Source organism: Amycolatopsis sp. (genome assembly GCF_025464955.1).
Lineage (GTDB): Bacteria > Actinomycetota > Actinomycetes > Mycobacteriales > Pseudonocardiaceae > Amycolatopsis.
In genome coordinates, this window is the sequence record NZ_JAODNM010000126.1 from 60,402 (window position 1) to 74,828 (window position 14,427).

Below are 14,427 nucleotides of genomic sequence, written 5' to 3' on the forward strand. Positions count from 1 at the left end.
CTGCGCCGGTCCGCGGGTTCGGCGGGCAAGATGGGTTCGTGCGGATCATCCTGTTACGGCATGCGCAATCGCTGGGCAATGTGGACGAACTGGCCTATACCCGGATTCCCGACCACGCGCTGCCGCTCACCGAAACCGGCACCCTCCAGGCGAAGCTGGCCGGCCCGATCGTCACGAAACTGCTCGAAGGCCAGCGCGCGGCGGTGTACGTGAGCCCGTACCTGCGGACCAGGGAAACGTTGCGGCTGCTCGACATCGGCCCGTCGTGCGAGCGGATCGTGCCGGAGCCGCGGTTGCGCGAGCAGGACTGGGGCAACCTGCAGGACCCCGCCGACCAGGAGATCCAGCAGCGCCTGCGCCATGAGTTCGGCCACTTCTTCTACCGGCTGCCGTTCGGCGAATCGGGCGCCGACGTCGACGACCGGGTCGCGGCGTTCCTGTCCGACCTCCGGACCACCGGTCACGAGCATCCCGCCACTGTGGTGATCGTCTCGCACGGACTGACCATCCGGTTGCTGTGCCGCCGCCTGTTCGGCTGGAGTGTCGACCTGTTCGAGTCGCTGTCGAACCTCGACACCTGCGAGTACCGGGTGGTGGAGCACGTCAACGGGAAATGGACCCTCGACCGGCCGTTCCGGCAGTGGCGGCTCTCCCCGGACGGCGCCACACAGGCGCACTAGACAAGGCTGTGTTCCTTGTCCCGCGACCGCGCGGCGGCGATCGCGGCGGGGGCGATGAGCGCACCGATGAAGCCGACCACGACGAACGACGCCGACAGCGTCGTCAGCTGGGCGATCGCGCCGATCACCGGGGGGCCGATCAGGAAGCCGCTGTACGCGATCGTGGTGACGAAGGCGAGCTCGCGCTCTCCCCCGCTGTCGTCGGCCCGTTTCCCAGCAGCGCCGGCCAAGCTGAGCGCGATCGGGAACGCCGCCGCGAGTCCGGCGCCGGCCAGCACGAATCCGACGTAGGCGACAGCGGCACTGGGTACGAGTGCGGCCGCGAGCAGGCCGGCAGCCGCGACCGCGGAACCCGAAGCAAGCGTGCGCGTCGGACCGAACCGGCGTTGCGCCCAGCCTCCGCCGAGCCTGGCCAACGCCATCGCGAGCGCGAACCCGGAGAAGGCCAGCGCGGCGGCACCTTGGCTCATCGCGTGCCGGGTGACCATCAGCAAGGCAGACCAATCGGCACTGGCGCCTTCGGCGACGGCGGAGCACAACGCGACCACGGCCAGCAGCCAGAGCACGGGACGGCGCAGCGGCGTGACCTTCGGCGCCGGCGCCCGCTCGGCGGTCGGGTGGGGTGCGGTGTTCGGCACGGCGCGCATGACCGCCAGCACGACCAGTGCCATGACGATGCCCGCGATCAGCAGATGGCGCGTGGGCGACAGGTGCGTCCCGGCGGCCAGCCCCGCGGCAAGCGAGCCGGCCAGGGCGCCAAAACTGTATCCAGCGTGGAACGAGGGCATGATCGGCAGGCCGAGCCTGCGCTCGACGCTCACCGCGGCGATGTTCATCGCGACGTCCATCATGCCGACGGACATCCCGAAGCCGAACAACGCGACAGCCAGCCAGGGCACCGACCCCGCGCTGCCGAGCAGCGGCATGACGATCGCGACCATGATCGTCGACACCGCGACGACCACCCGCGCGCCGAACCGTTCGATCACCCGACCGGCGGCAGAGGCCGACAGGATCATGCCGACGCTGCTGCCCAGTAGCGCCAGCCCGAGCGAACCGGGCACGGCGCCGACCTGCTCGGTCAGGGCTGGGACGCGAGGCGCCCAGGAACCGACCCCCGCACCGTTGATCGCGAAGACCACGAAGACGGCCGTCCGTTGCGAGACCACCGCACCCCCTTCCGAAGAACCTTGTCCCAGAATGACTGAAGCGCTTCAGAAAGTCCAACGGGTAGTTCGCACTAGACTGTCCGGGTGACCAACACGCGACGGCGACGACCGACTCTCGACGACGTCGCCGGGGCCGTGGGCGTGTCGAGGGCAACGGTGTCGAACGCCTACAACCGGCCGGATCAGCTGTCGTCGGATCTGCGTACGGAGGTCCTGCGCGCGGCGAAACGACTGGGGTACGCGGGCCCGAACCCGACAGCCCGCAGTCTCGCCACCAACCGGACCGGCGCGATCGCGTTCATGCTCGACGCCGGGCTGTCCGCCGCGTTCTCCGATCCCGCGTTATCGATCACCCTCGATGCGCTGGCCAGTGCGGTGGACCCCGAAGGCCACGCGCTACTGCTGCTTCCCGGCGGCGAGGACGGCGGGCCGCGGGTCGACCGCGTGCTGGCCGCGCAGGCCGACATCGCGGTCACGTACTCGCTGGCGGACGGCGCGCCCGCGCTCCGGGCGATCCGGGACCGAGGGCTCCCGCTGGTCACGATCGACCACGGGCCGATCCCGGGCGCCGCGAGGGTCAATATCGACGACCGCGGAGGCGCGGTGGCCGCGGCTCGGCACCTGGTGGACCTGGGGCACCGCCGCTTCGCCATCCTGACGGCCCCGTGCTTCTCCTCGCCGGTCGGCGGCCCGATCGAGGCAATCGAAACCGAGGCCGGCCGGTTCCACTACTACCGGGAACGCATGGCCGGCTACCTGGAAACCCTGGCCGGGGCCGGGATCGACACCGGCAGCGTGCCCATCTGGGAGGCGGCGGGATCCTCGACGGAGGAAGTCGTGCCCGGCGCCCGCGACCTGCTCGAACGCCACCCGCGGCCGACCGCGGTGCTGTGCTTGTCCGACCAGCTGGCGCCCGGCGTGCTTTCGGCGGCCAGGCAGCTCGGGATCAGCGTGCCAGGGGACCTGTCCGTGGTGGGCTTCGATGACGCTCCGGCAGCACGCTGGTCGGATCCGACGCTGACCACGGTCCGCCAGGACCTGGTCGGCAAAGGCCGGCTGGCCGGCGAAGCGGTCGTACGGATGCTGTCGGGCCATCGGACACCCGCGCCCACCACCCTCGACGTCGAACTGGTGATCCGCGGGTCGACCGGCCCGGCGCCCAAGCGTTAGCACGCCCCCGGACCCTCAACAAGCCCTTCCGGCAATCTGTGGATAAGCACGCCCCGATCGGGGGAGGTTGCAGCCACTTATCCACAGAAGTGAAATTGCGGGCTGACAACCACCCATTCCCCGGGCATCGTCAAAGGCATCACAATCGACCGCGGTCATCGGAAATACCGCGACCATTCTGGGGGAGATCACACCCATGTCACGCTATCCGCTCCGTGTCCGCTCGTACCTGCCGAAGATGCTGCTGCTCGCCGTCGCCACTGTCCTGGGCACCGCCGGCGTGGCGCAGGCTTCGCCAGGAGCACCAGGCGGGCAGCCTCCCGAGGCAGGCTGCGAGCAGGGTCAGTTCTGCAGTTGGCCGGGCGAGTTCTATTCCGGCCAACCCCAGACTTTCGACCTGCGAACAGCCAATCCCGGTGAATGCATCCCACTGCCCGACAATTTCGACGGCCACTCTTTCGTGAACAAGATGAGCCGCCTGATCTCGGTGTACGAAGGCCGCGACTGCTCGACCGAAGGCGACTTCACCACCTACCCCGGCGGCGGCACGTTCGTACCCCAAGCACCGTTCGTCGTCCGGGGGATCCAGATCTGGGCGTAGACCTCCAGCCGGGTTCGCCGACCGTCCTCCCCTGCGAGGGGCAGGCCGTCGCAGGACGGCGCCGAACCCAGGGCCGCTCCCCCGAAGCGGCCCACCCCGCGGACGTGCCGGCCGGCTATGCGTGGCACGTCCGCGGGCCCCCTCACCCATCCCGGGGAACCACCCTGAAACGATTCGGCGGTGTCGAACGATCAGAGGGTGACGGTGACTAAGCTACCGCTGGGCGACCAGCAGTGGTCCGGTTCGCCGGCGCGGGCCCTCATAGCTCAGCTGGATAGAGCAAGAGCCTTCTAATCTCTAGGTCGCAGGTTCGAGTCCTGCTGAGGGCACTGCAGTTGACCTGCGGTTTTGTCCCGGGCACCGAGCCCGGGACAACCCGCGGGACAGCACTCGTGACACGAACGTGACACACGCCGGAACTGCAAGCAGGTCCCGTGGCGCCCCGGGGAACCGGCCTGGTGAGGCCGCTATGGCAGGGGGCCAACCGCCGCACGGACGTGAGAGATATTTCGGAAAACATCGGCGACCGCGATGATCGGTTCGACCGGACCTGCACACTCGCACCGCCGCGCCAAGATTCCTCCCGTTCAGAATAATGTCTCCATGGGGTAACACTGAGAAATGAATCGATCACCGCACGAAACAACGGCACCCACTCGATAAGAGACGTAGGCCACATCGGGTGATCCGCCGATCGAGCACAGCGCGTCCAACCCACGCCCAGCTCCCCCGAGCCGGACCCTCCGACTGCGACACGACCAGCAGGACCACGCCAAGAATTCACGAAATCGCAAGCCTTCTCGACGATTGGCCGCGCGCGGTCGGACCAACTCCGGCACCTCCAACGTCCGCGGACGCCGCTCCGAGTCGGTGCCCCACTGGGCGAGCATCCGAGATTCCTGAGCCGCAAAAGAAATCGAGGTCGCTACACCCGCAACCGTCCGTGCGGTCACTCGAAGTAGTGACACGAGCACGAAGTCGGCGTGGCGACTCAACGAACCGTGGACCATGGCGGTATCGGCAGGCAGACAGGCAAGAGGGGAAGACTGTGATCACCGGGTCGGCGCTGGGCGGGCGTGCCCTCAGCTCCATCGGCGATCTGGTCGTAGGATTCCCGTCCGCACCGTTACTACTGATACTTCGTCCGGATAATCCCCTGGGTTTTCAAACCTACCTGGAAGAAAATGACAAAGACGAAATAGATGTGAGGCTAGCCCGTTCCGGACCTGAGTGGATAATCGCACCAACCGACCGTCAAACCGGTTTGACATTCCGGTTCACACTGCCAATACAGCCGGATGAGAACAGAGAACGTCTATCAGGAACGGTGGCCGACCTGCTGTCATCGATCTCGATTTTTCAAGGCAATCGCGCTCTCCGGCTGCAGTACCAGCTCGAGGGTCAAGGCTGACAAGCAACGCGCATAGAGATTCCTGCTGGGCCACGAAGTTCAGTAGCCGACGGTGAAGCGGGTCTTGTGGTGCTTCGGGGTCTCGATCTCGTCGGCGAACGCGACGGCCATGTCGGCACCCGAGATCTGCGAGTTTCCTTCGGCGTCCTTCAGCAGCAGATCGGTTCCGACGCGGTACGCACCGGTCCTGACCCCAGGGTTCCACGAGCCGAAACCCATCGGCGGGCTGACGTAGAACCAATCGACCTCCCCGTCGTGCGCGCGCAGGACGTCGAGGGCACGTGCGTGCGCGAGCGCCTCACCCAGGTATTCCGCCGGCCACTCCGGGATTTCGTAGACTCGCGGGCCGCCTTCGGTCGCGAATAGACTCCCGGTTCCGCCGACCACGGCCAGCCGCGCCCCCACTTTGCCTGCGACAGCCAGGACGTCCGGCAGGACATCCTTCAGTTCCGGTCCGTCGGGCGGGATGGACGGGATCGACACGACGATGACGTCGGCCCCCTCCGTCACCTCGCCGACAAAGGCCGTGTCGTAGGCGGAACCGGACACGGCGCTGAAGTTCGGCCGGGCGGGGAGCTTGCTGGTGTCGCGAGCCACCGCGACAACAGTGTGGCCCCGATCCACGAGCTCGTTCGCGATGTGACCGCCGGCGTAACCGGAAGCGCCGAGAATGACGACCTTGGACATGTGGTTCTCCCTGGATTCGGAGGCTCGCGTGCTTCGCCGTTCAATATGACCGGTCGTCTTGACGCTACACGACACACCCCGAACAGGGAAGACGGCATCGAAGGAGGCCTACCCCCGGGTGACGACCGACAAGCACTGCTCCACGAGAGCGCCGGTGAATTCCCTGCTAACAGGCTGGCCTGTCACCAGGACGCGGTAGTAGATCGGGCTGAGGAGTTGCTCCACCACGAGGTCGAGATCGGTCTCCGGCGGTAGCTCACCACGTTCGACCGCGCGCCGCAGCGGGACACGGTCGCGTTCACGTTGCTTGCTGAGGTGGTCCGCGCGGAGTCGGGTGGCCACGTCCGCGTCGTGCTGCGCCTGCCCAGCCAACGCGCGGAAGACCGCACCGGCATCGGAGCGGGTGAGAAAGTCGGCGAGTCGGGCCAGCTGAATGCGGAGGTCGGCGGCAAGGTCGCCGCTGTCAGGCGGGGTCATGGCTTCGGCCGCGTCGTCGACGAACGCGTCCATCAGGATGTCGGTCTTCGACGTCCACCAGCGGTAGATGGTCTGCTTGGCGACCCCCGCCCTGGCCGCGATCCCCTCGATCGTCAGTCCCGCGAAACCACGTTCGACCAGCAAGTTGTCGGCCGCTTCGAGAACGGCTTGACGAGCCTCTTCGCTGCGCTTGTGCCGGTTGCCGCGGTGAACGACCTTGGCGCCTTCGCCGACGTCGACCCGATCAGTGTCGCCTGACATGCCTGACTCCTTGTCGCTCCCTGCGGGCAGCGTAGCCAAAACCGCAGACACCGACCGATCGGTTCCTCATCGACGTCCCGACGAGTTCCGTTCCGGGCCAACAGTGAACTAATGGCAACCCGCCGCGGCCAGTTGCGATGCCAGGTCCGGCGCCTTGTTCGGCAGGTCACCGGGGCCGACGTGCTCCGCGCGGAAAGCATCGTCATAGGCCGCGTCAAAGCTCGCCGCGATACGCCGATAGTTCTGCTCGTACGCCAATTCCTCGGATACCCGCTGCGACTTGGCATCCTGATCGGTCTCCGCGGCGACAGCCGACTTGGCCGCACAGATATCGCCCGCGGTGGCCTTGAGCGCCTCGTAGCCGGTATAGGCGTCGCGGTATTGGATTTTGACGTTTTCAGGCGAGACGACGTCGGTGACGGCATCGAACCAGCCGAACGCCAACCCGAGGACCCCGAACAGCACACCGAGGGCGACAACAGCGCTGACCGCGGCGGCCAGCCAGCGCAGGCCAAGGCTGCGGTAAGCACGGTTTTCCGGTGAGTACGGCCTCGCAGTGGCAGAATCGTCGTCCGGCATCTCACTGGCCTCCGATCGCTTGCTGCAGGATCTGGGTGGCCTTCGTCGGATCGCCGGCCTGCAGAGCCGCCTTCGCTTTGGCCGACGCATCGGTCAAACCCTGGTCGGCCTGGAAGACGATGTCGGTCTTCTGCTTCTGGTAGACCGTCGGCTGGGTCGTGCAGACAGTTTCCAGCCCGGTGAAGTCGACATAGATACCAGCCGGGGTGAACCCGTACCGGTACTCGGCCGAAGGGCCGTACATGCTGTCCGGGCCGGGAACCTCCGGTGAATAGGAGGAATCGTTGGTCCCGGGCTGCATGACCGTGGTGGGGTACGGCCGCTTGTCACTGGAGGTCAGCTTCCCCCGGATGGGGAAGGTCAGCGGTTTCGCGTTGCTGTTGGTCGGATACGCGGTGCACCACAGGATCGTGGCCGGGTCGTCGGCGACCTTCTGCCGCTCGTTGTAGTTCTGGAACTCGACGTTGTTGTGCTGGACGTACACCTGTGACTGAAGCTTCTCGCTGTTCCCCTGCGCCTGCTTGGCCGCGGGGCCCTGCGACGTGCAGGCGACCAGCAGGAAACAAGGCGCTAGAACGGCTATGTGAGCAGGACGAATACTTCGACGGCGCTGACCGGGTTGCACGGCACCCTCCTGGGGCGAGCAGTGGACCATCTCGCCGCGGACAGTAGGGCCACCGAACCGGGAGGGGTCCCCGGCCGCAGGTCAGAACTGGAGCAGGTTGTGCGTGCTGGGCTGGAAGGTACCGATCTTGACCGACTTGAGGTCGAACTCGTAGTAGCCGGGCGTCGTGCCGTCGACACCGACGAACTTCGTGTCGACCGGGCTCTTCCCGCCGGGAGGCGTGACCGCGACGCCGTCGGCGACGAACGTCGAGTCGTCAGCCTTGTCACCCTCGGTCCATTCGACCGGGGCGAACACCGAACCGCCCGCCACCACGGTGATCGACGGCCCAGGCCCCGGCACCTCGACCTTTTGCGCGGGCACGGAAAGCTTGTCACCGTGGGCGTTGGTGAAGGTCAGGTCGGGCCACCCCTGCACGGTCACCGAATGGCCACTGGTGTTGGTCAGCGTGACCATGGCGACGTCCTGGCGCTGCATGTCCAACTCCGCCTTGAACGACTTCGCCGTGTCGCCTACGCCGGCGGCCGGCGTGTTCTTTGGCTTGGCCGACGGCGTGGTGCTCGCGCCGGCGGACGTCGTGCCACCAGCCGAAACGACAGCCGTAGTGGGCGTCGGGCTCACCGCCGCGGGAGTGGCCTGGGGGCCGCCGCCACACGCCGTCAGCACGGCCAGCAAACCCAGCATCGAAACAACGGGGGCGACCGCGGGAATACGCATGGAACCTGTCTCCTTCTTGTTCGGAAGAACTGCTTACCTCCCTCAAGACGCCCCGGATTGGGCGAAGTTGCGTCGATAAAGATCATTCGGCGCGCAACCTTTCCGAGCGATGCGACTACCAGCGCATCCCTGGGAAACCCGCTCGCTGACTATGGCGACTGCCGTGTTCGTGCCGCCGGGGGTCCACCGGCATGAAGGTGTCCACTATGGCCGAGAACCGCAGTACGGAACCCCTTACACCCCAACAAATCCCAACGCCATGAACGCCCGAAATCGTCAAGGCCACCTTCACCGCGTTCCACGATGCCAAAGCAGCCTTCACGAACGCCCGCGACCGGGAGCGACCAAACGTACAGTGTTCCTGTTCAGCAGGTTTCCGTAGTTTCTCGTCATCGGCTAGGCTCGGCACCGGCAGTCGGTACACCGCAAGCGGAAACGAACGAGGCCTATGACACGCACCAGCACTCGCCAGGCCGCGGAGCCGACGTTGCTTTACGTCATGAAGCAGTTGGAACTGGCCGTGCGGTCGCGGCTGGACGACATGTTCCGGCCCGAAGGGATGACGGCCCTGCAGTACACGGCACTCACCGTCCTCGAGCGGCACCCGGATCTGACGTCGGCGCAACTGGCCCGCAATTCATTCGTGACGAACCAGACGATGGCCGACATGGTCACCATGCTGCAGAGCCGGGAGCTGATCGAACGGCACCGCGACCCCGTCGACCGGCGGCGACTGGTGCTCGCCCTCACCGTCTCCGGCCGGCAACTGCTTCGCAAGTACCGCGGGAAAGTCGCCGCCCTCGAACAGGAAATGCTGCACGGGCTGGACACCGTCGAAGCTGCCCGGCTCCGCGAATTCCTGTTGACCTGCCGCGAGAACCTGGCCAACGGCGCCTAAGAGCACAGCCAGTACCGCTTCAAGCGCCGCGGAAACGCCGGATGGTAGGCGCGGCGCGGAGTTCGCCGTGATGACCGACGATCAACTGCACGATCTCGACGACATGAGGATCGTCGACGAGGTAGACCTGGCGACGGCCCTCGCGACGCGCCCGGACCAGGCCGGCGAGCTTGAGCTTGGCGAGATGGTGGCTGACCGCGGGCACGGCTTGGCCGAGTTCCGCCGCCAACGTGCCCACATCACGCTCGCCGGCTGCGAGCAGCCACACGATCTGCAGCCGCGCTGTGGCCGCTAGCAGGCCGAACGTGGACGCGGCGTCCTGCAGCAGGTCGTCCGGCAACGGCTCGCCCGGCAGCTGCGACGGCGATTCGGCCACACACTTCCTTCCGACGATGACGAACAGCGTGACCTACCACCCAACACTTGCGCAAGTGTTTGACTATCGCGTGGGCGGCTGATCTACTGAACTGGCCCGCGACACTGTAGTGCGGGCAAAAAGTGCTTTCGGACGGTAGAGGGAGGTGAGCCGGGTGACCGGCGAAGGAAGTAGTCGCGGCCACGTGGACGCGGGCGTCCGGCTCTGCCCTGGAGGTAGCCGGTAGTCGACCCGGCGGTCCGCGTGGTGGGAGTTGGTGCCCTCATCCACCCACGAAACACCAGGACTCTCCGATGTCCAGAATGCCTTCCACGCTCCGTTCACGCCTGCCGTCCGCCGAAGACCCGCGTGAAGCGGCTTTGCGCGCACTGGCCTCGGCCGCGCCGCTCACCGTGTTCCGCTCGCTCGACGGCTCACCCAAAGGCCTGACCGAGGCCGACGCCGCCGGACGCCTGCACGCCGTGGGCGACAACCACGTCGACGCGACGCCGCACACCACGCCACTCGCCCGCCTGCGCGGCACGTTGGGCAGCCCGTTCGTCGCGCTGCTGACCGGTCTCGGCGTCGTGTTCGTAGTCGTCGGAGACCTTCGCGGGTCGGTCACGGTGGGCGTCATGATCGTGGTGAGCGTGGGTTTGCGCTGGTGGCAGCAGGTGCGGTCGGACCGAGCGATGCGCGCCCTGCGGAGCCTGGTGACCACTACGGTGACCGTGCGGCGCCGCGCCACTGACCGACACGCCGCCGCCGAGCGTGAGATCCAGGTCGAAGACCTCGTCCCCGGTGACGTCGTCGTCCTGGCGCCCGGTGACGTCGTTCCCGCCGACCTGCGCGTACTCACCGCGCACGACTTGCTGATCGATCAGTCGGCGCTGTCCGGCGAGGCGCTCCCCGTCCGCAAACACTTGGCCGCCGACGAGCCTTGGCCGCGGACCCCACACCGTCGTCGAGCCCATGAGGGCACCGAAATCGTCGAACTGCCGTCGGTGTGTTTCGCCGGGACCGCCGTGGTCGGCGGCTCGGCGACGACGGTCGTGCTCACCACCGGGCAAGGCACGTACTTCGGGGCGATGGCCCGTGAGGCGGGAAAACGACGCCCGGACAGCAGCCTGGACTCCGGGGTCCGGGCGGTCGGCTGGACGCTGATCCGGTTCATGCTCGTCATGGTCCCGATCGTGCTGGTGGTCAACGGGACGGTCACCGGGAACTGGGCGCAGGCCGGGTTGTTCGCGGTGGCAGTCGCGGTCGGGCTCACTCCCGAGATGCTGCCGGTGATCGTGACCACCACCCTGGCCCGCGGCGCGATGAGCCTGGCACGCCGCAGGGTGATCGTGAAGCGCCTCGACGCGATCGGGGACCTCGGCGGCATGGACGTGCTGTGTGTCGACAAGACCGGCACACTCACCGAGGACAGGGTCGTGTTCGCCCACGGCATCACCCTCGACGGAGAACTCGGCGAGGAGCCGACGACGTACGCGTTCCTGGCCAGTCACTTCCAGGCCGTGCCGCACAACCGGCTGGACGAGGCGATCGCCGACCAGGTCGCCTCCGGCGAGCGCCTGCTGATCGAGGCGATGGTCACCAAGGTCGACGAGATCCCGTTCGACCACGACCGGCGGCGTTCCGCTGTCGTCGTCCGGCGCCACGGCGAGGACCCGCTCCTGGTCGTCAAGGGCGACCCCGACGACGTCCTTCCCCACTGCACTCACGCCCGGCGCTCCGGTGACGTCGTCGAACTGACGACGACCCTGCGACGGCAAGCTCACGACGTCGTCGCGGCCTACCACGCGCACGGCATGCGCGTCCTCGCCATCGCCGCCAAGCACACCCCGCCGCGATTCCACGACTACGGCCCCGACGATGAAACCGACCTGGTCCTGGTGGGTTTTGTCGGGTTCGTCGACCCGGTGAAGCCGACCGCCGCCGCGGCCGTGCGGCAACTCGCCGACCACGGCGTCACCGTCAAGGTCCTGACCGGCGACTCCCCGAGGGTCGCGCGGCGGACTTGCGAGCAGGCCGGCATCGAGGCAGGCGAGATCATCTGCGGACACGACGTCGAGGCGGCGGGTGACGCCGACCTGCGGGCGCTCGTCGCGCGCGCAGGCGTTTTCGCCAAGGTCAACCCGCACCACAAGGCTCGGATCGTGGCCGCTCTGCGCGAACTCGGCCACACCGTCGGGTTCGTCGGCGACGGGGTCAACGACGCGACCGCGTTGCGCGCGGCCGACGTCGGCATCTGCGTGGACACTGCCACCGACGTCGCCAAGGACGCCGCCGATCTGGTGCTGGTCGACAAGGACCTGACGGTGCTGTCCCGAGCCGTCCTCGACGGGCGCCGCACGCTGGCCAACTCGATGAAGTACGTCAAGATCACCGCCGCATCGAATCTCGGGAACGTCGTCAGTGTCCTGGTGGCGGGCGCCTTCCTGCCCTTCCTGCCGATGCTGCCGATCCAGCTGATGGTGCAGAACCTGCTCTACGACTCCGCTCAGCTGGCGTTGCCGTGGGACCGGGTCGACGAGGAGTACCTCCGCAAGCCGCGTCGGTGGGATGCCGCCGGGCTCACCCGGTTCATGCTCACGTTCGGGCCGCTCAGCTCGGTGTTCGACGTCGCCACCTTCGCCGTGCTGTGGTGGACGCTCGACGTCGATACCCCGCAGCAGCAGGCGCTATTCCAAGCCGGCTGGTTCGTCGAAGGCCTCCTTTCTCAGATACTGGTCGTGCTGGTGCTGCGCAGCCGCCAAACCGGCTTCCGGTGGCGCCCGCCGTCGCGACCGGTCCTGGCCGCGTCCGCCGCGGTGGTGCTCACCGGGCTGGCGCTGCCGCTGTCACCGCTGGCGGGGCCATTGCGGTTGGCGCCCCTGCCACTCGGCTACTTCCCTTGGTTGCTCGCGATTCTGCTCGTCTACGTCCTGGCCGCACAGGTCGTCAAGGCCCGCTACATCCACCGAACCGGTTCGTGGCTGTAACCGGTCGCTGACCCTCTACTTCGGACAAAGGTGCCGTTCGATGTCCTTGTTGCGCTCGTTTCCCTCCCGAGGCGTGCTTTCCCGCCCCAAGCAGCGTGGTGCCGACCTCCTCGTCCTGGTCGGCGGCGCTGTGCTGCTGTGGCTGATCGTTCGCCTGTCGCACGGTTTGACCGCGCCATTCGACCAGACGACGGCACCGTCCACAGTGTCCACTGATCCGGCCGAACTTCCCTACTACGCGGCACGGTCCCTCCTACGCATGTTCGTCGCGCTGACCCTCTCACTGCTGTTCACGTTCGTCTACGCCACTGCCGCGGCGAGACTGCGACGCGCCGAGAAGGTATTGCTGCCGGTATTGGACATCCTGCAGTCGGTGCCGATCCTGGGCTTCCTGTCGGTGACGATCACCGGGTTCATCGCCCTGTTCCCCGGTTCGGAACTAGGTTTGGAATGCGCGTCGATCTTCGCGATCTTCACGTCGCAGGCGTGGAATATGACCTTTGCCTTCTACCACTCGCTCGTCTCGCAACCGCGCGAGCTGGACGAGGCCGCGCGGTTGCTGCGATTGTCGCGCTGGCAGCGGTTCTGGCGGCTCGATCTGCCCGGCGGGATGATCCCGCTGGTCTGGAACGGCATGATGAGCTTCGGCGGCGGCTGGTTCTTCCTGGTCGCTTCGGAAGCCTTGACCGTCAACAACCACCACTACGCGCTGCCCGGTATCGGCGCGTATGTCGCCACGGCCACCGGTGACGGGCAACTGGGCAAGGTGCTGCTCGCGATCGTGGTCATGATCGTCATGGTGGTCGGCGTCAACGTCGGGTTCTGGCGCCCGCTCACGGCGTGGGCCGAGCGGTTCCGAGTGGAGGATTCCGAAGCTGCCGAAGCGCCGCGCAGCATCGTTCTGGACCTGCTGCGCCGTTCCCGTGTCCCAGCCCTGCTGGGGCGGGCGTTCGGCAGGCTGGTCGCGCCGCTCGACCGGGTCATGAGCGCGTTCGGGCTCGCCGAACATCCGCTGCGGACGTCTCCAGCACGACGCCGTACCGGAGACGTGGTCTTCGCCGTGGTGGTTCTCGGCGCGATCGCCTACGGACTCGTCCGGATGGTCACGTTCATCCATGGCACGGCCGGGTTCGGCGAAGTCGGGCACGCGCTGTTGCTCGGGTTGATCACGTTCGGCCGGGTGCTCGTGCTGGTCGCCGTCGCCACCGTCATCTGGGTGCCGGTCGGTGTGTGGATCGGGTTGAGCCCCAAGGTGTCGCGGCTCGCGCAGCCGGTGGTTCAGGTGCTCGCCAGCTTCCCCGCGAACTTCCTGTTCCCGCTGCTGACCGGCGTGCTCGTGGCCACCGGAATCAGCCTGAACTGGGGCGGGATCATCCTGATGAGCCTGGGCGCGCAGTGGTACATCCTGTTCAACGTCATCGCCGGGGCCAGTGCGATCCCCAACGACCTGCGCGAAGCCGCCGCCAACCTGCGGCTGCCGCGGGTGCTGTGGTGGCGGAAGCTCATCCTCCCGGCGATCTTCCCGAGCTACATCACCGGCGGCATCACCGCGGCGGGCGGCGCGTGGAACGCCTCCATCGTCGCCGAGATCGTCACCTACGGCTCGACGACACTCACCGCCACCGGCCTCGGCGCCTACATCGCGCAGGCCACCGGCGCCGGCGACGCACCCCGCATCCTCATCGGCGTCGCCGTGATGAGCCTCTACGTCGTCGGGCTCAACCGGCTGTTCTGGCGACGGCTCTACGCGCTTGCCGAACGCCGCTTTTCACTGTGACACCAACACCATGACACCACCACTTTCCGGAGG

Annotated in this window: 14 protein-coding genes and 1 tRNA gene; 8 read left to right on the forward strand and 7 right to left on the reverse strand. The window is 67.2% G+C overall.

Translation table 11 applies throughout. The features are described 5' to 3' along the window. The first annotated feature begins 38 nt into the window (after positions 1-38). A complete protein-coding gene (locus tag JWQ81_RS33275) occupies positions 39-680 on the forward strand; it encodes a histidine phosphatase family protein (protein ID WP_297547836.1) in 642 nt (213 codons plus the stop codon). Here the strand turns inward: JWQ81_RS33275 and JWQ81_RS33280 are convergent. Next, positions 677-1,849: an MFS transporter gene (locus JWQ81_RS33280; RefSeq protein ID WP_297547758.1), complete on the reverse strand. Its 1,173-nt coding sequence runs from the start codon at positions 1,847-1,849 to the stop codon at positions 677-679. The genes JWQ81_RS33275 and JWQ81_RS33280 overlap by 4 nt on opposite strands. Before the next feature lie 84 nt (positions 1,850-1,933). Between JWQ81_RS33280 and JWQ81_RS33285 the strand changes: the two genes are divergently transcribed. From JWQ81_RS33285 to JWQ81_RS33300, 4 genes are all read left to right on the forward strand, one after another. Next, the gene (locus JWQ81_RS33285; RefSeq protein ID WP_297547759.1) at positions 1,934-3,019 is read left to right on the forward strand and encodes a LacI family DNA-binding transcriptional regulator; all 1,086 of its coding nucleotides are present in this window, start codon (positions 1,934-1,936) and stop codon (positions 3,017-3,019) included. A gap of 196 nt (positions 3,020-3,215) precedes the next feature. Then, a complete protein-coding gene (locus JWQ81_RS33290; protein WP_297547760.1) occupies positions 3,216-3,620 on the forward strand; it encodes a peptidase inhibitor family I36 protein in 405 nt (134 codons plus the stop codon). A gap of 255 nt (positions 3,621-3,875) precedes the next feature. Further along, positions 3,876-3,949: transfer RNA gene (locus JWQ81_RS33295), tRNA-Arg, on the forward strand. 719 nt (positions 3,950-4,668) lie between these two features. Further along, positions 4,669-5,031: a hypothetical protein gene (locus tag JWQ81_RS33300; RefSeq protein WP_297547761.1), complete on the forward strand. Its 363-nt coding sequence runs from the start codon at positions 4,669-4,671 to the stop codon at positions 5,029-5,031. 39 nt (positions 5,032-5,070) lie between these two features. Here the strand turns inward: JWQ81_RS33300 and JWQ81_RS33305 are convergent, their stop codons facing one another. From JWQ81_RS33305 to JWQ81_RS33325, 5 genes are all read right to left on the reverse strand, one after another. Further along, positions 5,071-5,718: an NAD(P)-dependent oxidoreductase gene (locus tag JWQ81_RS33305; RefSeq protein WP_297547762.1), complete on the reverse strand. Its 648-nt coding sequence runs from the start codon at positions 5,716-5,718 to the stop codon at positions 5,071-5,073. Positions 5,719-5,826: 108 nt separating this feature from the next. Further along, positions 5,827-6,456, reverse strand: a complete 630-nt coding sequence (locus JWQ81_RS33310) for a TetR/AcrR family transcriptional regulator (RefSeq protein ID WP_297547763.1) — start codon at positions 6,454-6,456, stop codon at positions 5,827-5,829. 108 nt (positions 6,457-6,564) lie between these two features. After that, complete coding sequence (locus tag JWQ81_RS33315) at positions 6,565-7,035, reverse strand: hypothetical protein (protein WP_297547764.1); 471 nt, start codon at positions 7,033-7,035, stop codon at positions 6,565-6,567. A gap of 1 nt (position 7,036) precedes the next feature. Beyond that, complete coding sequence (locus JWQ81_RS33320; RefSeq protein WP_297547765.1) at positions 7,037-7,660, reverse strand: hypothetical protein; 624 nt, start codon at positions 7,658-7,660, stop codon at positions 7,037-7,039. Between the two features lie 81 nt (positions 7,661-7,741). Further along, positions 7,742-8,377, reverse strand: a complete 636-nt coding sequence (locus JWQ81_RS33325; protein WP_297547766.1) for a DUF4232 domain-containing protein — start codon at positions 8,375-8,377, stop codon at positions 7,742-7,744. 448 nt (positions 8,378-8,825) lie between these two features. Between JWQ81_RS33325 and JWQ81_RS33330 the strand changes: the two genes are divergently transcribed. Continuing rightward, positions 8,826-9,275 (forward strand): MarR family transcriptional regulator, encoded by a 450-nt coding sequence (locus JWQ81_RS33330; RefSeq protein ID WP_297547767.1) that lies wholly within the window; start codon positions 8,826-8,828, stop codon positions 9,273-9,275. Positions 9,276-9,294: 19 nt separating this feature from the next. Here JWQ81_RS33330 and JWQ81_RS33335 read toward each other — a convergent pair whose 3' ends face one another. Further along, positions 9,295-9,651, reverse strand: coding sequence for a metalloregulator ArsR/SmtB family transcription factor (locus tag JWQ81_RS33335; RefSeq protein ID WP_297547768.1), 357 nt, complete (start codon positions 9,649-9,651; stop codon positions 9,295-9,297). A 302-nt stretch (positions 9,652-9,953) separates the two neighbouring features. On the opposite strand from JWQ81_RS33335, the gene mgtA reads away from it, so the two are divergent. Together mgtA and JWQ81_RS33345 are read left to right on the forward strand one after the other, a co-directional pair. After that, complete coding sequence (mgtA, locus tag JWQ81_RS33340; RefSeq protein WP_297547769.1) at positions 9,954-12,617, forward strand: magnesium-translocating P-type ATPase; 2,664 nt, start codon at positions 9,954-9,956, stop codon at positions 12,615-12,617. 40 nt (positions 12,618-12,657) lie between these two features. Further along, the gene (locus tag JWQ81_RS33345; protein ID WP_297547770.1) at positions 12,658-14,394 is read left to right on the forward strand and encodes an ABC transporter permease subunit; all 1,737 of its coding nucleotides are present in this window, start codon (positions 12,658-12,660) and stop codon (positions 14,392-14,394) included. Positions 14,395-14,427: the final 33 nt, after the last annotated feature.

What these genes read in the sequence shown, in the direction of transcription:
- JWQ81_RS33305 (WP_297547762.1), bottom strand. Translation starts at nt 5,718, where the DNA reads ATGTCCAAGGTCGTCATTCTCGGCGCTTCCGGTTACGCCGGCGGTCAC.
- JWQ81_RS33345 (WP_297547770.1), top strand. Translation starts at nt 12,658, where the DNA reads ATGTCCTTGTTGCGCTCGTTTCCCTCCCGAGGCGTGCTTTCCCGCCCC.
- mgtA (WP_297547769.1), top strand. Translation starts at nt 9,954, where the DNA reads ATGCCTTCCACGCTCCGTTCACGCCTGCCGTCCGCCGAAGACCCGCGT.
- JWQ81_RS33315 (WP_297547764.1), bottom strand. Translation starts at nt 7,035, where the DNA reads ATGCCGGACGACGATTCTGCCACTGCGAGGCCGTACTCACCGGAAAAC.
- JWQ81_RS33310 (WP_297547763.1), bottom strand. Translation starts at nt 6,456, where the DNA reads ATGTCAGGCGACACTGATCGGGTCGACGTCGGCGAAGGCGCCAAGGTC.
- JWQ81_RS33325 (WP_297547766.1), bottom strand. Translation starts at nt 8,377, where the DNA reads ATGCGTATTCCCGCGGTCGCCCCCGTTGTTTCGATGCTGGGTTTGCTG.
- JWQ81_RS33330 (WP_297547767.1), top strand. Translation starts at nt 8,826, where the DNA reads ATGACACGCACCAGCACTCGCCAGGCCGCGGAGCCGACGTTGCTTTAC.
- JWQ81_RS33290 (WP_297547760.1), top strand. Translation starts at nt 3,216, where the DNA reads ATGTCACGCTATCCGCTCCGTGTCCGCTCGTACCTGCCGAAGATGCTG.